Annotated in this window: 24 protein-coding genes; 22 read left to right on the top strand and 2 right to left on the bottom strand. The window is 60.4% G+C overall.

Annotated elements, in window-relative coordinates:
• Window positions 1-136: 136 nt before the first annotated feature.
• Window positions 137-1231, top strand: coding sequence for an iron-sulfur cluster carrier protein ApbC (gene apbC, locus AC0IYH_RS20765; RefSeq protein ID WP_471835986.1), 1095 nt, complete (start codon window positions 137-139; stop codon window positions 1229-1231).
• A 488-nt stretch (window positions 1232-1719) separates the two neighbouring features.
• Here apbC and fdxA read toward each other — a convergent pair whose 3' ends face one another.
• Both fdxA and mutS read right to left on the bottom strand, forming a co-directional pair.
• The gene (fdxA, locus tag AC0IYH_RS20760; RefSeq protein WP_116628464.1) at window positions 1720-2043 is read right to left on the bottom strand and encodes a ferredoxin FdxA; all 324 of its coding nucleotides are present in this window, start codon (window positions 2041-2043) and stop codon (window positions 1720-1722) included.
• 142 nt (window positions 2044-2185) lie between these two features.
• The gene (gene mutS / locus AC0IYH_RS20755) at window positions 2186-4777 is read right to left on the bottom strand and encodes a DNA mismatch repair protein MutS (RefSeq protein ID WP_116628463.1); all 2592 of its coding nucleotides are present in this window, start codon (window positions 4775-4777) and stop codon (window positions 2186-2188) included.
• A 394-nt stretch (window positions 4778-5171) separates the two neighbouring features.
• Here mutS and AC0IYH_RS20750 point away from each other — a divergent pair, with 394 nt between their 5' ends.
• From AC0IYH_RS20750 to AC0IYH_RS20650, 21 genes are all read left to right on the top strand, one after another.
• Window positions 5172-5906: an XRE family transcriptional regulator gene (locus AC0IYH_RS20750; RefSeq protein ID WP_116628462.1), complete on the top strand. Its 735-nt coding sequence runs from the start codon at window positions 5172-5174 to the stop codon at window positions 5904-5906.
• Between the two features lie 149 nt (window positions 5907-6055).
• Window positions 6056-6211: a hypothetical protein gene (locus tag AC0IYH_RS20745; RefSeq protein ID WP_163821453.1), complete on the top strand. Its 156-nt coding sequence runs from the start codon at window positions 6056-6058 to the stop codon at window positions 6209-6211.
• Window positions 6212-6501: 290 nt separating this feature from the next.
• Window positions 6502-6846, top strand: coding sequence for a phage holin family protein (locus AC0IYH_RS20740; protein ID WP_471835984.1), 345 nt, complete (start codon window positions 6502-6504; stop codon window positions 6844-6846).
• Window positions 6847-6867: 21 nt separating this feature from the next.
• Window positions 6868-7383 (top strand): hypothetical protein, encoded by a 516-nt coding sequence (locus AC0IYH_RS20735; RefSeq protein ID WP_116628460.1) that lies wholly within the window; start codon window positions 6868-6870, stop codon window positions 7381-7383.
• A 3-nt stretch (window positions 7384-7386) separates the two neighbouring features.
• Window positions 7387-7998, top strand: a complete 612-nt coding sequence (locus AC0IYH_RS20730; RefSeq protein ID WP_471835983.1) for a phage baseplate assembly protein V — start codon at window positions 7387-7389, stop codon at window positions 7996-7998.
• Window positions 7999-8007: 9 nt separating this feature from the next.
• Window positions 8008-8340: a phage baseplate protein gene (locus AC0IYH_RS20725; protein ID WP_116628458.1), complete on the top strand. Its 333-nt coding sequence runs from the start codon at window positions 8008-8010 to the stop codon at window positions 8338-8340.
• Window positions 8337-9332 (top strand): baseplate J/gp47 family protein, encoded by a 996-nt coding sequence (locus tag AC0IYH_RS20720; protein ID WP_122774064.1) that lies wholly within the window; start codon window positions 8337-8339, stop codon window positions 9330-9332. Before AC0IYH_RS20725 ends, AC0IYH_RS20720 begins: the two co-directional genes overlap by 4 nt.
• Entirely contained in the window at window positions 9329-9958 is a 630-nt protein-coding gene (locus tag AC0IYH_RS20715; protein WP_471835981.1) for a phage tail protein I, read from the top strand. The genes AC0IYH_RS20720 and AC0IYH_RS20715 overlap by 4 nt, the downstream gene beginning before the upstream one ends.
• Complete coding sequence (locus tag AC0IYH_RS20710; RefSeq protein ID WP_471835979.1) at window positions 9959-11374, top strand: phage tail-collar fiber domain-containing protein; 1416 nt, start codon at window positions 9959-9961, stop codon at window positions 11372-11374.
• 9 nt (window positions 11375-11383) lie between these two features.
• A complete protein-coding gene (locus AC0IYH_RS20705) occupies window positions 11384-11815 on the top strand; it encodes a phage tail assembly chaperone (protein WP_471835977.1) in 432 nt (143 codons plus the stop codon).
• A 71-nt stretch (window positions 11816-11886) separates the two neighbouring features.
• Window positions 11887-12078, top strand: a complete 192-nt coding sequence (locus AC0IYH_RS20700; RefSeq protein WP_122774061.1) for a hypothetical protein — start codon at window positions 11887-11889, stop codon at window positions 12076-12078.
• A 2-nt stretch (window positions 12079-12080) separates the two neighbouring features.
• Window positions 12081-13247 (top strand): phage tail sheath protein, encoded by a 1167-nt coding sequence (locus AC0IYH_RS20695; protein ID WP_471835975.1) that lies wholly within the window; start codon window positions 12081-12083, stop codon window positions 13245-13247.
• Complete coding sequence (locus AC0IYH_RS20690; protein ID WP_116628451.1) at window positions 13247-13753, top strand: phage major tail tube protein; 507 nt, start codon at window positions 13247-13249, stop codon at window positions 13751-13753. The genes AC0IYH_RS20695 and AC0IYH_RS20690 overlap by 1 nt, the downstream gene beginning before the upstream one ends.
• A gap of 181 nt (window positions 13754-13934) precedes the next feature.
• Window positions 13935-14507 (top strand): phage tail assembly protein, encoded by a 573-nt coding sequence (locus tag AC0IYH_RS20685; protein WP_471835973.1) that lies wholly within the window; start codon window positions 13935-13937, stop codon window positions 14505-14507.
• Entirely contained in the window at window positions 14504-14629 is a 126-nt protein-coding gene (locus tag AC0IYH_RS20680; protein ID WP_277420878.1) for a hypothetical protein, read from the top strand. Before AC0IYH_RS20685 ends, AC0IYH_RS20680 begins: the two co-directional genes overlap by 4 nt.
• Before the next feature lie 6 nt (window positions 14630-14635).
• Entirely contained in the window at window positions 14636-16054 is a 1419-nt protein-coding gene (locus AC0IYH_RS20675) for a tail tape measure protein (protein ID WP_471835972.1), read from the top strand.
• Window positions 16054-16437 (top strand): phage tail protein, encoded by a 384-nt coding sequence (locus tag AC0IYH_RS20670; protein WP_471835970.1) that lies wholly within the window; start codon window positions 16054-16056, stop codon window positions 16435-16437. The genes AC0IYH_RS20675 and AC0IYH_RS20670 overlap by 1 nt, the downstream gene beginning before the upstream one ends.
• Entirely contained in the window at window positions 16430-16642 is a 213-nt protein-coding gene (locus AC0IYH_RS20665; protein WP_116628447.1) for a tail protein X, read from the top strand. Before AC0IYH_RS20670 ends, AC0IYH_RS20665 begins: the two co-directional genes overlap by 8 nt.
• Window positions 16643-16651: 9 nt before the next feature.
• Window positions 16652-17662, top strand: coding sequence for a contractile injection system protein, VgrG/Pvc8 family (locus AC0IYH_RS20660; RefSeq protein ID WP_122774057.1), 1011 nt, complete (start codon window positions 16652-16654; stop codon window positions 17660-17662).
• Between the two features lie 21 nt (window positions 17663-17683).
• Entirely contained in the window at window positions 17684-18244 is a 561-nt protein-coding gene (locus AC0IYH_RS20655; RefSeq protein WP_471835968.1) for a glycoside hydrolase family 19 protein, read from the top strand.
• A complete protein-coding gene (locus AC0IYH_RS20650) occupies window positions 18229-18708 on the top strand; it encodes a lysis system i-spanin subunit Rz (RefSeq protein ID WP_471835966.1) in 480 nt (159 codons plus the stop codon). Before AC0IYH_RS20655 ends, AC0IYH_RS20650 begins: the two co-directional genes overlap by 16 nt.
• The last annotated feature ends 45 nt before the right edge of the window (window positions 18709-18753 follow it).

Genomic DNA, 18753 nt, shown 5'->3' with positions numbered 1-18753 from the left:
TATAAAGCGCCGGGGAATTTATTTCACCCCGTGGTGCTGTATCAGCATCTTCCAACGCTGCGAAAGCATGCCGCAACGCGGCTGGAACGGTTAGGATAGCCGCCTGTTTCAGTCAGTCTTTTTTCGGGAGTAGCCCATGAGCGCCGTCAATCGCGCAGCGGTGGAAGCCGTTCTTCGCCAGTACACCGACCCCTATTTGAACCAGGACCCGGTCAGTGCCGGCTGTGTACGCGCCATCGAGGTCCAGGGCGACCAGGTGTCGGTGCAGATGCAACTGGGCTATGCCGCCGGCTTGTTCAAGAGCGGTTGGGCGCAGATGCTGCAAATGGCCATCGAAGGCCTCGACGGCGTAGGTTCGGCCAAGGTCGACATTCAGTGCGTGATCGCACCGCACAAGGCCCAGGCGCAAATCCCCGGCCTTGCCAACGTCAAGAACGTGGTTGCCGTGGCGTCCGGCAAGGGTGGGGTGGGCAAATCCACCACCGCCGCCAACCTGGCCCTGGCGCTGGCCCGTGAAGGCGCGCGGGTGGGGATTCTCGACGCGGATATCTACGGACCCAGCCAAGGCGTGATGTTCGGCATCGCCGAAGGCACGCGGCCCAAGGTCAAGGACCAGAAGTGGTTCGTGCCGATCGAGTCCCTGGGCGTGGAAGTGATGTCCATGGCCTTTCTCACTGACGACAACACGCCGATGGTCTGGCGTGGGCCGATGGTGTCCGGCGCCTTGTTGCAACTGGTCACCCAGACCGCCTGGGGCGACCTGGATTACCTGGTGATCGACATGCCGCCAGGCACCGGCGATATCCAGTTGACCCTGGCGCAGAAAGTCCCGGTGGCCGGTTCGGTTATCGTGACCACGCCCCAAGACCTGGCGCTGCTCGATGCGCGCAAGGGCGTGGAGATGTTCCGCAAGGTCAACATCCCGGTGCTGGGCGTCGTGGAAAACATGGCGGTGCACATCTGCTCCAACTGTGGCCATGCCGAGCATCTGTTCGGTGAAGGCGGGGGCGAGAAGCTGGCGACCCAGTACGGCGTCGAAGTGTTGGCCTCGTTGCCGCTGTCGATGGCGATTCGTGAACAAGCCGACGGCGGCAAGCCCACGGTGGCGGCGGAGCCCGATGGCCAGATCGCGATGATCTATCAGGAGTTGGCCCGCCATGTTGGCGCGCGCATCGTCCTGCAGGAAGCCGCTGCGCCGGCGATGCCGACAATCACCGTCAGCGACGACTGATACGGCTGCAGGAAAACAAGCCTCGACAGTGTCGGGGCTTTTTCTTGTCAGGAAACGATCTCATTTACGCTTTACGTAATTGCGCGTGTAAGCATTTGCTTACTTTTTCGTAAGTGATTGGTTTTTTTACCCGGTGTGGACGTCCCAAACTGGCGAGAGCGTTTTCTAACTAATTGAAATATAACAATTATTTATATCGTTCTGATGGCCGATGTCTGGCTGGCGCGCCGTTGGATCCCATTGAACTTCCCTTGGAACTCTCTAACATCAGCCCTGTGTCCACGGATTGGCACAGCCATCAAGGAACGATGGTTTGAAGGAACGTCGCAGGATGCGATTCATCAGGATGATGAAAAGGAATACAGGGACTAGGGAAAAAATGTGGGCGGGTCATACCGCCCCTTTTTTCGCCTGCAGAAAAGTGAACGCCTGCCCCAAAACGCAAAAAAGGCCCGCAAGGGGCCTTTTTCATGAGGGCGGCGGCGCTGTTAGCGCACCAGGTCTTTAATCTTGCCTTTTACGCCATCAAATTCCGCTGCGTCTGGCAGCGAGTCTTTCTTCTCAGTGATGTTCGGCCAGATTTCCGCCAGCTCGACGTTCAACTGAATAAATTCCTGCATCTCTGCCGGGACTTCGTCCTCGGAGAAAATAGCGACGGCCGGGCATTCTGGTTCACACAGGGCGCAGTCAATGCACTCATCCGGGTGGATAACCAGGAAATTCGGGCCTTCGTAGAAGCAGTCCACCGGACACACTTCGACGCAGTCGGTGTACTTGCACTTGATGCAGTTGTCGGTAACGACGAAGGTCATTTCTAATTCTCTCCTCAGGCGGCGGCAGCGAAACCCTTTGTGGCAGGGCTCGCGAGGTTCGGGAGCGATAGTCTGCAGGCCAGGCTAAGAGCCTGCAGCATCCCAAACCGCGCGAGAGTCTACCAGCTTGCAAGCCTCTGCGTTATATCCGAACTTGCAGTGCATATAACATTTCGAGCGCTTTACGCGGGGTCAACCCGTCCAGGTCAAGCTTTGCCAGCTCATCCAGCACCGGATGGGGCAGGCTGGCAAACATATCGCTCTGGTGCGGCGCCGCCGGTTTGCTCGAAGCTTTGGCTGGGCTTGCGACCACGGTTTCGTGGGGCAGGGCCGTGGTTTCCAGGCGGCTGAGGTGCTCGCGGGCGCGGGTGATCACATCGTTCGGCACCCCGGCCAATTGCGCCACGGCCAGGCCGTAACTCTGGCTGGCAGGGCCGGGCAGTACGTGGTGCAGGAACACGATGCGTTCGTTGTGCTCGGTGGCGTTGAGGTGCACGTTGGCCACCAGCGGCTCGCTTTCCGGCAGTACCGTCAGCTCGAAGTAGTGGGTGGCAAACAGCGTATAGGCACGCAAGTGCGCCAGGCGCTCGGCCGCTGCCCAGGCCAGGGACAGCCCGTCGAAGGTGCTGGTGCCGCGACCGACTTCGTCCATCAGCACCAGGCTGCGGTCGGTGGCGTTGTGCAGGATGTTGGCGGTTTCGCTCATTTCCACCATAAAGGTCGAACGGCCGCCGGCCAGGTCATCGCTGGAACCGATCCGCGTGAAAATGCGGTCCACCAGCGACAATTCGCAACTGGCCGCCGGCACAAAGCTGCCGATATGCGCGAGCAAAACGATCAACGCGGTCTGACGCATGTAGGTGGATTTACCGCCCATGTTCGGACCGGTGATCACCAGCATGCGGGTATCGTCGTCCAGCGACAGGTCATTGGCCACGAACGGCGTGGTCAACACCTGCTCCACCACCGGGTGGCGGCCCTGCACGATGCGCATGCACGGCTCGCTGACAAACCGCGGGCAGTTCAAGTCAAGGTTCAGCGCGCGCTCGGCGAGGTTGCTCAGTACATCCAGTTCCGCCAGGGCGGCGGCGGTGTCCTGCAGCGGCGCCAGTTGGCTGATCAGGTCTTCGAGCAAGGCCTCATAGAGCATTTTTTCCCGCGCCAGGGCGCGGCTTTTGGCCGACAGCGCCTTGTCTTCGAACTCTTTGAGTTCCGGCGTGATAAAGCGCTCGGCACCTTTAAGGGTCTGGCGGCGCTGGTAATCAATAGGCGCCGACTCGGCCTGCTTGCTCGGCAACTCGATAAAGTAGCCATGCACACGGTTGTAGCCGACTTTCAGGTTGGCCAGGCCGGTGCGGGCTTTTTCGCGGGCTTCGAGGTCGATCAGGAATTGCCCGGCGTTTTCGCTCAGGGCCTGTAGTTCGTCCAGCTCGCTGTCGTAACCGGTCTTGAGTACGCCGCCGTCGCGGATGATCGCGGGCGGGTTGTCGATAATGGCTTTTTCCAGCAACGCCGCCAGTTCCGGGTAGGTGCCGGCGGTTTGCGCAAGCTGCTGCAGGTGCGGCGTGTCCAGTTCGGTCATCGCCACTTGCAGTTGCGGCAGCGCGCTCAAGGCATCGCGCAGACGCGCCAGGTCGCGGGGACGAGCATTGCGCAGGCCGATCCGCGCCAGGATGCGTTCGATATCGCCGATTTCTTTCAGTTGCGGTTGCAGCTTTTCAAAGCGATAGCCGTCGAGCAGGCAGGTAATCGAGGTTTGACGCGCTTGCAGCACCGTCAGATCGCGCAGCGGGCGATTCAGCCAGCGGGTCAGCAAGCGGCTGCCCATGGCGGTCTGGCAGCGGTCGACCACCGACTGCAACGTGTTGTCACGCCCGCCGGCCAGGTTGGTGTCCAGCTCCAGGTTGCGACGGCTCGCGCCATCAAGCACCACAGTGTCGTCCAGGCGCTCATGGCGCAGGCTGCGTAAATGCGGCAGGGCGGTGCGCTGGGTTTCCTTCGCATAGCTGAGCAGGCAACCGGCGGCGCCAATGGCCAGGGTCAGGGTTTCACAGCCGAAGCCTTTAAGGTCCTGCACCGAGAACTGCTGGCACAGACTTTTCAGCGCCGAATCCCGCTCGAAATCCCACGGTGCACGACGCTTGGTCCCACGGCGTTTTTCCGCCGGCAGATCCTTTGGCCAATCATCCGGAATCAACAACTCCACCGGATTGATGCGCTCCAGTTCCGCCAGCAGGTTCTCCCAGCCCTTGATCTCCAGCACGCTGAAATTGCCACTGGTGATATCCAGCACCGACAGCCCGAACAAGCGCTCATCACCCAACACAGCAGCGATCAAGTTATCGCGACGCTCATCCAGCAACGCCTCATCACTCACCGTGCCCGGCGTGATAATGCGCACCACCTGACGTTCCACCGGCCCTTTGCTGGTGGCCGGGTCGCCGATCTGCTCACAGATCACCACCGACTCGCCCAGCTTCACCAGCTTGACCAGGTAGCCTTCCAACGAATGGTAAGGAATCCCACACATCGGAATCGACTGCCCAGCCGACTGCCCACGCGCGGTCAGGGTGATATCCAGCAACTTGGCGGCCTTCTTCGCATCTTCATAGAAGATCTCGTAGAAGTCGCCCATGCGATAGAACATCAACTGATCAGGGTGCTGGTTTTTCAAGCGCCAGTACTGCTGCATCATCGGGGTGTGGGAGGACAGGTCGGAGGTGTTTTTACTCATCAGATAGTTAGCAAATTCGTTAAAAGGAGTGGGGCAAAGATGGGGCACTTGGCCCTGCTAATTTTGCGATGGCGGCAAGGTTAACACGCGAGGTTGGGAGGGCGCAGGTCACAAACGGCTAGGTAAAACCTAAAAAGGGCGCAGCGCCTAATGGCCACCACTCTTAAGGACGAGCACCACACTTGTGGCGAGGGAGCTTGCTCGCGCTGGACTGCGCATTAGTCCCATTTTTGGGGCCGCTTCGCGCCCCAGCGGGAGCAAGCTCCCTCGCCACGGGTTAGTGGTTGATCGCTCTGTCACGTGAGGCTCGGATGTATGAATGGTGCATGAAAAATGCATAGAAAATGCGAATCAGCATTTGCCAACCCCAAAATCCCCCGTCATTATCCCCGTTATGCAAAAACGCAACGTTTCAACCGTCTTAAGAGAACTGCTGGACCGCGACCGGATCTCCCCCACGGAGCTTCACCGGCGTACCGGCGTGCCTCAATCCACGTTGTCCCGGATCCTCAGCGGCAAGATCGTTGATCCGTCGGACAAGCACATTTCCCGCATCGCCGAGTACTTTCGGGTGAGCACCGACCAGCTGCGCGGCCGCGTGGCGGTGGGTGCTTTGCGCGATGACGGGCGTGACCCGATGCATTCGGAACTCAAGGACATAAGCCTGTGGGACGACGACACGCCCGTTAATGATGACGAGGTGTCGATCCCCTTTCTGCGCGAGGTTGAATTGGCTGCTGGATCAGGAAGATTCGTCATCGAGGAAAGCGAGAAGGCCAGCCTGCGGTTCGGCAAGCGCAGCCTGCGGCATAACGGTGTGCAGTTCGACCAGGCCAAGTGTGTGACGGTGCGCGGCAACAGCATGTTGCCGGTGCTGCGGGATGGCGCGACGGTTGGGGTCAACGCCGGCAAAAGCGCGATTGGCGATATCGTCGATGGCGACTTGTATGCCATCAATCACAACGGTCAGCTGCGAGTTAAACAGCTCTACCGCCTGCCTTCCGGGATTCGCCTGCGCAGTTTCAACCGTGATGAACACCCGGATGAAGACTACAGCTTCCAGGATATCCAGGATGAGCAGATCAGCATCCTTGGTCATGTGTTCTGGTGGGGCATGTACGCCCGTTAACCGCCCTGTGTAAGACAGAGCCCGCCAATGCGCGGGCTTTTTTTCGCCCTTAGAAAATCCCCAAAGCCTTGGCCTGCAAGGGCTTAAATGCATAAGCGCATTGAGCGCTTAAAAATAAATGCATTTATGCATTGACTGTATATGCATACATGCATATTCTCGATCTCAAGCCAGCCAACAAGGTGGTGGAGGCGGCAAGGATGCTGCCAGGAAAGACAAGGAAGGCACGCAACACCGGCAAGGACGCCATCCGAGCGATGGCAGGGACGCCAGGCAACACCGGCAAGGATGCCGACGCTCTTTAGTTTCAACACTTTGCAAGAACAGGCAGCGATGAACCGGCCTCAACGGTTCAGAGGGTTGGCAACTGACCCGGGTGTGCAGCGTAAAGCACCAGAAGCAGTTATCCGGCAGACAGGGATCGTGGTCGGAAAAACATCTTAGGAAAAATCCGTACCGCGCCAGTAGCGCCGAAGGATTGAGGACCGCATTACTGAAAAGCCCGGGCAGCCGGGCTTTTTGGAATGCCTACCTACACATGGATTTACCCAACCAGCCGGCAGGATGCCGGGAATGCTCAGCCAGGAGGCGTGACATGACAAACGAGCAGCAAGTGTTAGCGGAAATGCCTATCTGGCTGGTGATCGTACTGGCCCTGGTCGGCGGTGTATCCGGCGAAATGTGGCGCGCCGACAAGGAGGGCGCCCGCGGTTGGTCGCTGGTTCGGCGCCTGGCGCTGCGGTCTGGAGCGTGCATGGTCTGCGGAGTGTCGGCATTGATGCTGTGCTACGCCGCCGGTATGTCGATCTGGACCGCCGGCGCCATTGGCTGCCTCACCGCCATGGCCGGCGCGGATGTGGCCATCGGCCTTTATGAACGTTGGGCGGCTAAGCGCATCGGGGTCGATGAGGCCCCGACCTCGCGCCAGGATCAGCCGTAACCGCTGCAAGGATGCAACTCAATGACACTTATCGAAAAACCTTCCCAACTGCCCGAGGCAATAGGGGCGGCGCTGAAGGGCGCCTTCCCACAATTGCGTGTAGGCAATCACCAGGATTTCAGCGGCGCCGGCGATAAAACCGGCGTACTGATCAGCGTGGAGCGCAACGGCCCCGGCACTCGCTCTTTTGAAGGGCGCAAGGCACATGCCTTGTCGGTATCACTGCGGGTCACAGTCCCCAGTGAGGCTGCGCCCTTTGATGCCTGCGACCTGGCCAGCCAATTGATGGACCTTGCCCTGGATAACCGCTGGGGCCTGCCGCCCGATCAATGCGACCTGCCCACCACCATCGTCGCGGCGCCCTCGCCACTCACCAGCACCGAAACGGACTACGACACCTGGACGGTGTCCTTCACCCAAAACCTCTATATCGGCCCTCTGCTGCTCGAAGATCCTACGGGCATTCCGCTGTTTGCCCGCACCTGGGAAGTCGCAAATATCGACGACCCGGGCCAATATCGCCCGCTGCAGGAGTAGTCCATGTTCGACGCATTGCTACGCATGCAGCTGGGTCCGATTGTCGAGCGCCTGGCAGAAATGGAGGCCCAGCTCGAGGACCTGTATCGACGCGCCGAAAGCTTCTGCCGGATTGGCGTGTGCCAGGAGGTCGATGCCGCCAGCAATACCTGCAAGGTCAGCCACGGTGATTTGCTCAGCCCGGCCATTCGGTTTTTCAACCCCAGCGCCGGTGCACAAACTGAAACGCGCATTCCCTCAGTGGGCGAGCAGTGCCTGTTGCTCAACTACGGCGGTGGGGAAGGCGGAACGCAGTCTGTGGCTTTGTTCGGCCTCAACAGTAGTCTGTTTCCGCCGGTTTCCAGCGAAGCGTCGTTGACCCGACGTCGCCATCAGGACGGCACCCAAAGCGATTACGACGACGCCAGCCACCTCTTCAATTGGGTCAACGGCCCTACCACCGTCAGCGGCTCCCGTGAACAGGTCGACATCAAGGTCGGCGCCGCCAGCCTGACGCTGACCGCCCAGAGCATCACCCTGCAACTCGGCGCCACCGGCCTGCTGCTGGATGCCGCCGGCGTGCATTTGAGCGGCCCGGTGGTGGATCACCAAGGCCGCGTGATCAGCAGCGCATAAGGATTTGCCATGCTCGGAATCGATAGAAACACCGGGGCAGCCGTGGATGACTGGCTGCAATTCGTACAGCGCGCCACCCGAGCGCTGACCACCCCCGTGGGCACTCGCCAAAAGCGCCCGTTGTACGGCTCGAGTATCCCGCAATTGCTCGGCCAGAACCTTGGCGACGACCTGCTGATCCTCGCCCAAAGCCACGCTGCACAGGCGTTTTACAACGCGCAGAACGGCATCACCGACTTCCATCCCCAGGTCATCGTCGCCAGCCGCCAGGGCGCAGGTTTGTTGCTGCGGTTTGCCGGCACCTGGAAAAACCGCCAACAATCTTTCGAGGTCTCGACATGAGCATGCTGATCCCCGGCCAGAACCAACTGGCGGAACCGGCGATTATCGCGGTGGATGAGTTCGAGCCGTTGTTGGCCGAATTCAAGGCGTTTGTGGTCGATTACGTCGCCACCCGCGCGCCGCAAAACGCGGTAAAACTCAAGGCCAGCCTCGACAATGAAAGCGAGCTGCTGACCCTGGCCCTGGAAGCCTTTTGCGTGCGTCTGCAAACCCACGAACGCAAATACAATGCGCGCATCAAGCAGATGCTGGCGTGGTGGGCCACCGGCAGCAACCTGGATGCGCGCCTGGCGGACATGGGCCTGGAGCGCCAGGTGCTGGACCCCGGCGACCCGGCCGCCTTCCCGCCGGTGCCGCCGGTTCTGGAGAGTGACGATGATGCGCGTCTGCGTTACTACCTCGCGCCCCATGCGCCGGCGGCGGGCTCGCGCATGCAGTATCGCCGCGAGGTGTTCACCCTGGGCGAGCGGCCGTCGGTCAAAGTGCAAAGCGCCACTGCGGGCGTGGTCACCGTCAGTTACACCTTCGACCCGGACGGCTACGCAGCCCAGGTCAAGGACGGCAACGGACGGCGCACGGCACCTGGCGAAGTGATGGTGACCGTGTTGTCGAGGGAGGGCGATGGCAGTGCGTCCGCCGATTTGCTTGACGGCGTACGACGACATTTCGCACGGCCCGACGTACGACCGGAAACGGATCTGGTCACCGTCCAAGGCGCGCAAATTCAGCGTTACAAAATTCGCGTGGTGGCCAAGATCAATGCCGGCCCGGACTCCGGCCTGACCCAGGTGGCGGCGCAACAACTGCTGCAAACCTACGCCGACTCCTGCCATCGCCTGGAAGGGCGCGTTGACCCGAGCTGGATCGACTACGCGATCCACAGCGCCGGCGCCGCGCAACTGCAGATCCTCGAACCGTTGGCGCCGATTATCAGCACGGCGTTCCAGGCCCCGTATTGCACAGGCGTCGAGGTGGAGGTGCGCACGCTATGAGTGAACTCAAAAAAAGCCTGTTGCCCGCCAACAGCTCACCGCTGGAAAAGGCCCTGGACCTGGGTTTTGGCCATTTGCTGGACAGGGTCACGCCACCTTTCCCGCAATTGATGAATCCGGATCTGACACCGGCGGCGTTCCTGCCCTACCTGGCGGCGGACCGCGCGGTGAACGAATGGAGCACCACGGCCCCCGAGGCCGAAAAGCGCCTGACCGTCAAACTCGCCTGGCCTACCGCCCGCCAGGCCGGCACCCGCCAAGCTTTGGAAAATGCTGCCAAGGGCTTGCAACTGAGCCCCGAGGTGCGTGCCTGGTACGAACAGAAACCGCCGGGTGTGCCCTACAGCTTTGCCGTACGTGCCTGGACCGAATTGCCCTACAGCGAAACCGTCGACGCCCGACTCGACCGCCGCCTGGCCGACGCCAAAAGCGAGCGCGACATCCTCTCGATCTCCGTAGGCCTGAGCGCCTTCGGCCACCACAGCATCGGCGCCGCCACGCTGTGCGGCGAACTGACCACGATCTACCCCAACGTGCTGGCAGGGGTCGGGGCCACGGGCCGCGCCTTTATGGCGGCTGGCTTCTACACCGTCGAAACCACCACCCTTTATCCACAGGAGCACTAAATGGCTGACTATTACACCCTGCTCACCGACGCGGGGATCGCCTACGAAACCGCCTGCAAGGCCGCAGGCGTACCGATCAAACTCGCGCAAATTTCCGTCGGCGACGGCAACGGCGCCGTCTATAACCCCGACGCCAGCGCAAAAGCGCTGAAACGCGAAGTGTGGCGCGGGCCGTTGAACGCGTTGTTTCAAGATGAAAAAAACGCCAACTGGCTGATGGCCGAAGTCACCATCCCCTCTGATGTTGGCGGCTGGTATGTACGCGAGGCCGGGCTGTGGACAGACACCGGGATTTTGTATGCCGTGGTTAAGTACCCGGAGTCGTATAAGCCGGTGTTGGCGACGTCGGGGTCGGGGAAAGAGTTTTATATTCGCTCGATATTCGAGACGAGTAACGCCGCGATTGTGACGTTGTTGATCGATGACACGGTGGTGAAGGCGACTCGGGCTTGGGTGATGGATTATCTGGGCAAGGGGACGTATTCGAAGGCTGAGATTGAGGGGTTGATTGCCAAGGCTTCGGCGTTGCCGGTTGGGGTGATGGTGCCGTTTCCGCTGGGGAATGTGCCGCCGGGGTATTTGGAGGTGGATAACAGTCTGTTTAAGGATGATGTTTATCCGGATTTGGCTGCTTATCTGGCGAAGAAATTCAACTTGGCGGGTGATGCGGCGGGGTATACGCGGTTGCCTGAGTCGCGAGGGGAGTTCTTTCGTGGATGGGATCATGGGCGGGGTGTCGATGCTGGTCGGATGTTAGCGAGTTACCAAACTGACGCTTTCAAGAGCCACACCCATACACCACCAAACCAGACAGGCATCAACTCGGCGCAAGGCCCAGTCGGCGTTAAAGCAATCGGTGGCTCTAATTTCGATGCCCTTGCTAACGTCGGATTCACAGGCGATACCGAAACCCGCCCGCGAAATCTGGCAGTGATGTGGTGCATCAAAGCCTGGAACGCCCCCATTAATCAGGGAAGCATTGATATTGCCGCGCTGGCCGCATTGGCAGCTCAAGGCACGGAGATCAATCAAGGCACGGCCAAGATCGCAACACAGCCGATGACGGACGCGGGGCTTGATGACGCCACTATCGTAACGCCGAAGAAACTGCGCTTCGGCTTTCAGTTCATCAAGGGGGTCAATGGAGCGATTATTTTCCCAACCTGGTTAGGAGGATGGATTATCCAATGGGGATCCACCCCCGATATCCCTAACGCTACGGCGGCTACATTTAATTACACCGTACCTTTCCCAACGGCCGCGATCTGCCCAGGAGCTTTTCGTCGCGCCCAAGGTAACAACTCGGCCACCGTATCCACAACGCTAAGTCAGATCACTATCAACAACCGCCCGCACTACACGCCGGATACTTCGGGAACACCAAATCCTTACTATTTCTTTTGCTTCGGTTACTGAGGGGGCGTTATGCGTAAATACCTAGCTTTGAATGACGCTCGAGAAGTAATTGCGCACTTGATTGAGGGCGTGCATGAAATCCCATCACGCGCCGTCTTGATTGATGCCGAGCGCTGGTATGAAGTCACACAGAACATTGGCTATACATGGCACTTGAGCGATGACGGGGTGCTGTCCAAACAGCCCAAAATTATTCCTCTGGAGGACCCCGCAAGGTTCGAGCGTCAGAGGCGTGATGCTGAGTTGGCCGCTGTCATATGGTTACGCGAGCGCCACCGTGACCAGAAGGAAATTGGCTTTGATGCCGCGTTGTCCGATGCACAGTTCGAAGAGTTGTTGTTGTACATGCAATCTCTGCGCGACTGGCCGCAATCGCCGGATTTCCCGGATATTGAACATCGGCCCGTAGCCCCGGCCTGGATCGCCAACCAAACTGAATAACGCCCCGCACCGCCGGGGCGTTTTCATACCTGCCGCCTTGAGCGGTTTTTTTTCGCCTGGAGTTTACCCACATGCCCACCCGCCAAACCTACACCGTCCTCATCCCATTCCCCACCGGCGCCGGCCATTGGTCCTCCGCCGGCCAGCAACTGGACCTGCTGGACGTCGAAGCCTGCGCCCTGCGCACCGCCGGCCGCCTGGAACTCACCAGCGTCCTCAACTCCACCCCGGCCAAAAAGGCCACCACCAAGAAGGCTGACTAACCATGGCTGAGGTTTTGAACTTCGAGCACAACGGCATCACCGTGAATGCCACCGAATCCCCCGAGGCCATGGGTGGCCTGGGGGACAACGTGATCGGCCTGGTCGGCACTGCGCCGAATGCCCATGCGTCGATCCCGAAAAACGCGCCGTTTCGCATCAACAGCTTCACCACCCAGGCACTGCTGGACCCAACCGGTGCCGAGACCGGCACGCTGTTCCATGCGGTGTACCAGATCCTCAAAGTGGTGAAAGTGCCTGTCTACGTGGTGATCGTGGAAGAGGGCGCGACCCCGGCGGACACGCTCAACAATGTGATCGGTGGCGACGAGCCGATCACCGGCCGCAAATTGGGCCTGGCGGCGCTGGCCAGTGTGCCGGAAGACCTGACCATCATCGGCGCGCCGGGCTTCACCGGCGTCAAAGCCGTGGCCGGCGAATTCGCCGCCTTCGGCAAACGCATCAAGGCCCGTGTGGTGTTGGATGGCAAAGATGCAAGCGTCGCCGACCAAGTGACCTACAGCGGCGAGCTGGGCGGTGCCGACCTCGGTTTCGACCGCTGCCTGCTGGTGCACAACATGCCGTCGGTGTACTCCAAGGCGGCGAAGAAAAACGTGTTCCTGTCGCCATCGTCCCTGGCCATCGCCGCCTTGGCCAAGGTCAAGCAGTGGGAAAGCCCGGGTAATCAGGTGACGTTCGCCGAGGACGTTTCCCGCGTGGTTGAGTACAACATCCTCGACACCTCCACCGAAGGCGACCTGCTCAACCGCTACGGCGTGAGCTACTACGCGCGCACCATCCTCGGCGGTTTTTCACTGCTGGGTAACCGCTCCATCACCGGCAAGTTCATCAGCTATGTCGGCCTGGAAGATGCTATCAGCCGCAAGCTGGTCAAGGCCGGGCAGAAAGCCATGGCCAAGAACCTCACCAAATCCTTCATGGACCAGGAGGTCAAGCGCATCAACGACTGGCTGCAAACCCTGGTCGCCGACGAAACCATCCCCGGCGGTAGTGTGTACCTGCACCCGGAATTGAACAGTGTCGAGAAGTACAAGAACGGCACCTGGTACATCGTCATCGACTACGGCCGCTACGCGCCAAACGAACACATGATTTATCAACTCAACGCCCGTGATGAAATCATCGAGCAGTTCCTGGAGGACGTTCTCTAATGTTTACCAACCGAGTCAGACAGGCCATCGCGGCCACCCTTCAAGGCCTGCCGTTGTCGGCGACCGTGGAGGAATTCAATCCGCCGAAGATCGAGTTCGACATGGAGGCCATGTCCGGCGGGCGCTTTATTGCCGAGGAAATGGCCAAGAGCGGCAAGGTGCTGAGCGCCAAGCTGATCCTGCAAGGCGCCGGCGCGGAAGTCATGCTGGCCCTGGGCGTGCGCCTGGGCGACGACATCCTGCTGAACGTGCGTGAAGCCGGGCAGGACCAGGACGGCAAGACGTATTTCACCTACCACACCGTCGGCGGCAAGCTCAAATCCCTGGAGGAAGGGAAAGTGAAGATGGGCGAGAAGGCGCTCACCACGCTGGATCTGTCCTGCCGCACTTACAAACGTCAGGAAAACGGTATTGCGGTGATCGACATCGACGTACGCACCCAAAAGTTCGTGCTCAACGGCGTCGACATCCTCGGCGATGCCCGCCGCGCGGTGCTGATGCCCTAAGAACAACCGTGTTCTGAAGTGGGCACAGTCAATGTGGGAGCCGGGCTTGCCCGCGATGCAGGCGACTCGGTTTGTCAGTGTCACCGAGTTGATGCAATCGCAGGCAAGCCAGCTCCCACCCTGACCGCGTTCGCACCGGAACACTGCGACGCTTTTCAAACGTTATACAAGGAATTGCCCCATGGCCTGGATGCCGCCGCTGCACCGCCTGCTGTCCCCGATCACCGCCGACACCGGCGCTGCGATTGAGCAGGTGCAACTCAAACCGCTGTACTACGCCGCGCAAAAAGACGCGCTGGCCCGGGCCGGTGAGGACGAGGACGACCAGTTCTTCGAACTGGCCAAACTCGCCACCGGCCTGTCGGAAAAAGAACTCGACCAACTCAAGCGCCCGGACTACGTAACCATCGCCCAGTACGTACATGAGATGTCGACGCGTCCTACCTCATTCTTCCTCGGCGAACCCCAGCACCCCGCCCACGACCAGCCCGTGCAACTGTTGCTGCCCCTCGACGCGGCCGGCCGCAGCCACACCGAACTGCCGCTGGAAATGCCCGCCCTGCGCGCCACCAAAGTGATGAAAAAACTCGCCACCAATAAAGAGCGCGCCGAGTTCATCACCGCCCACTGCACCGGCCTGATGATCCCCGACCTCGCCGGCCTCACCGTGCCCGACTGGACCGCGCTGCAGGAGCGCATCGACGATTTTTTAAATCAACCGGCGGCCTTCTTTCGCAACGCGACATCGACGTGATCCTCGATGTGGTGCCGCTGGTTTACCGGGTAAATGAAGCGGAGATCCTCGACTGGGACGCCGCAAAAGCATTGCGCCGCTACGACATCGCGATCACTCGCCTTGGCGTTAAACAGGAGTAGAGCGGGATGCAAGAGACTCAATATGGGCTCAGGCAAGCTCAGGAAGACTATCGCTGGATGGTTGGCGAGGCGGATCTCGGCAATGTGCTGACACCGTTTTCCACAAGCGCCGTGGCACCTGTAAGTCTGGAGGCTGCATCGCAGCCGCAGTTGGAACTGCGCTCTGCGCTGGTCACGCTCAGTGTGGATATCAACGCCTTGGCCCAAGAGCAAGTGCGGCTGCGCGAAACGCTGGAGACGCTCAACAGCACGTTGCCCCTCGCTGGAAAAACGCTGGCAACCAAGACGGCCGATGTCGACGCTGGAACCTCGGGAAGCGATCAGGAAAAGCCTTGGAGCGACAAGGCCCAGGAGATGGGGAAGGATGCCGTTAAGTTTGTCGGCAAGGAAGTGCTCACCAGTTTATGGGATACGGCCAAGGAGCGAGTTTCAGGCAAGGCCCTCGATGCGGTGGCCGACAAGTTTCCAACTGCGGCTAAATGGCTTAAGGACGATAAAGCCAAGGCCGGTAACAAAGGTACGGAGTGTTGCTGCACGGGAGCGCTGCCTGCCGATATCCGTGGTTCACTGGGGACGGTGACGGCGCAGTTACCCGAGAATATCGGTGAGACCGTCAGGAGCGAAGGCAAAGCGCGACCCACAGGCAGACGTAACAAGACCCGCCAATCAAGAACACGCGTGGTCAAATCCAGCGTAGTCAGAAAATCAGCAGATCTTAAACCCCAACGTAATGCACCGGCAGCGCCACTACTCAATGCCATGGGCGTGCCGCCGCTGCCGTTCGACAGCAGCCGGGTGAGCCACGCCTCGACTCGTCTTCCCGGTAATGGGTTTGCCTCCTCGGCTGCGCCTACGCCTGCCCGCGCCTCGGCTCGTGGTACGAGCAAAGGCCTGGCGCAGGGATTGTCGGGTGTGTTGGGCAAACTGGAGTCCGCCGGTGCCCGCCGCCTTGGCCCGATGAAATATGTCGACACAGCCATGGATGTCGTCCAAGGCGTGCGCAACGGCGACGCCAAAGCCATCGGTTCTGGCCTCAGCACCGCCGGCGGTGCATGGGCGGGCGCCTCAGCGGGTGCAGCCGTCGGCACCCTGATCTTTCCAGGTGTCGGTACCGCTGTCGGCGGCGCAATCGGCGGCTTGCTGGGCAGTGAAGCAGGCTCATGGCTAGGTGACAAATTGTTCGGATCAAGTGATCTCCTGCCCGCGCCCAACGCCGTGAGCAAGCAGCTCAACAATGCCCGCACGGATAACGTGCAAGTCACTCTCGCCCCAAGCATCCAGATCACCGGCGTCAACCCGGCGGACTCGCAACAGGTCGTCAACCAGGTGATCCGGGCCCTGCAATTTCAATGCATGCCGATGGTCACCGACACTCTGGGGCTCCGGCGCAACGCGGCACTGGCCGATCCTTCAGGAGGTGATTGATGCGACAACAAATGGTATTGGGCGACTTTGTTTTTGGCTTGTCCCGAGGGTTTGCCTATGCCTCGCTGGTCCGCAACAGTGACGGTGGATGGACTGACCTGGCGATTATCGCCAGCAAGTCCCAATCACGGCAGAGCGGGCAGAAGCTGGAAAAACTCACGTTCACCGGCACGGCGATGTACGGCACTGGCATGCAACGCCTGGACGAATTGCGCGCCTTACAAAACAGACGGGCACCGCTGCCTCTGGTCGATGGTGTCGGCCGTAACTGGGGCTTGTGGCGGATCAATTCGGTGGTGGAAACGCAAAGCAACGTGATCGATGACGGCACCGCCATGGTCATGAGCTGGAGCCTTGAACTGGAGGAGTTTACCAATGCGTAGAGTGCGAAGTATTGCCGGTGATTCGGTCAACCTGCTGCTCTACCGCGAGCTCGGGCGTTGCGATGACGTAGCGGAGGAAACCCTCTGGGGGCTGAATCCAGCGCTTGCCGAATATGGCGCGGTGCTGCCGGCCGGTGTGTGGGTGATCGTGCCTGAGCTGCAAGCGCGGCCGAGTGCCGTGAAACCCGTTTTGGCCTGGGATTAAGGAGGCGGCATGGCACAGGGATTTACGCCTATCGTGGAGTTTTACGGCGCCAACGCGGCGCTGCTCAACCAACGCCTGATGCGCTGGAGCCACACCGATGCTACGGGTATTCAAGCCGACCGGCTGGAGCTGACCCTCAATATCGAAGGGCTGGAGGGCTTGCCCAGCTTGAGTGGCAAGATCGGTTTGCGCGTCGGATATCAGGAATCGGGTTTGGTGGAGAAGGGCGAGTTTGTTGTCAGCCAGCGAACCCCGGTGTTGTTTCCCATGCGCTTGATGATTGTGGCCACTGCGGCGCCCTTCAGCATGGTGGACGCCAGCGGCTATCGTCAGCGCCGATCCGCCAGCTATGGGCCCACTACCCTGGGGGCATTGTTTCGCCAACTGGTCAGCCGTCACGGTTTTTCGCCGCGTGTGGCGCCGGCGCTGGACGGGATAGAGATCGCGCATATCGACCAGTCCAATGAAAGTGACATGGCGTTCATCACCCGCCTCGCCCTGCGCTACAACGCGGTCACCAAGCCCTACAACGAGCTGTATGTGCTGGCGGAAGCCGGCAAGGTCAAGTCGCTTACCGACAAGCTATTGCCGGCGGTGCAGTTGTCCGTGACCCAGGACAATCGCCCCGGCGACCAAGCCTTTATCACCGCCACGCTTGACGAAAAATCCCGTTCGAAATACATGGGCAGTCGTGTCACCTGGTGGGATGCCGCAGCCTGCAAGCAGCGTGTCGTCCAGGTCGGGATTGCGCCGTTCAAAACCCTGCGCCAACGCTGCCAGAATGAAGCCGAAGCCCGCACCGTGGCCGAAGGAGAACTTCGCCGCGTGGGGCGCGAAGGGTTGAAGCTGGTGATCGATTGCCCAGGCAACCCGCTGCTGGCGGCCGAAGGGCTGCTGCTGCTCGATGAGACGTGGCCGTCATACATGCAGGGGCAATGGTCGATGACGCAAGTGGTTCATGTTGGCGACCCGGTGACGGGCTATCGCAGCACGATTACGGCGGGTGGGTTGTCGGCGTAAACACTTTCAAGAGTAAGACCCATGCTAATAACGCTGCCGCAACTGCTTCAAATCATGCCTGGCGCCCGCCTTAGAGCGGGCATTTTTTTGACCGCGCTAAATGCGGCGTTCGTTCGGTACGCGATCAACACCCCAATACGCACCGCCGCCTTCCTCGCCCAAATCGCCCATGAATCCGGCGAACTGCGCTACGTCCGCGAACTGGGCAGCGATCAATATCTGAGCAAATACGACACCGGCACCCTGGCCGCCCGCCTGGGTAACAGCCCCGAAGCGGACGGCGACGGGCAGCGGTACCGGGGCAGGGGGCTGATCCAGATTACCGGGCGTCGCAACTACCTGGCCTGCAGCCAGGCGTTGTTTGGTGACGATCGCCTGCTGCACCAGCCCGAACTGCTCGAGCAACCGCAATGGGCAGCGGAATCTGCCGCCTGGTTCTGGCAAAGCAACGGCCTGAATGAGCTGGCGGACAACGACCAGTTCACCCGCATTACGCGGCGTATCAACGGCGGGCTCAATGGCCTGGAAGAGCGCTTGCGCTTGTGGGCGCGGGCGAAGGCGGTGTTATGCGTTACCACGTGATCGCGGTATGCCTGCTCATGGCCGTGACTTGGCAGGTGCAGGCCTGGCGCTATGGCGCGCAGCTTGAGCGGCAATCGGCCCTGCAGGCGCAAGCGCTGAGCGAGCAACGCCAGCTGGCCTTGCGTCAACAGCAGGTCGAGCAGGACAAACGGCTGGCCCTGGAGCAACAGCTCAGCGCCAGCGATCAACAACACACTCGGGAGTTGAAAGATGCCCAACGTCATCAGGCTGCTCTGCGTGACCGGCTGGCTACTGCCGATGTGCGGTTGTCAGTCCTTCTCGACCCCGCCGGCGGCTGCCCAATGCCAACCGCTACCGCCACCGGCAGCGTGGTTCATGCAGCCGCGCGAGCCCGACTTGACCCGGCGCATGCTCAGCGAATTATCGGCATCACCGATGCCGGCGACGACGGACTGATCGCATTGCGTGCGTGCCAGGCCTACGTGCGTGCCGTCGCCCGTTAGCATCTTGTTCCAGTCTGGCGCTTGCGTGTGCGTTTTGCTCCTGTA

It is taken from the genome of Pseudomonas sp. AC463, assembly GCF_979253585.1.
This window is presented reverse-complemented; position numbering and strand designations above follow the sequence as displayed.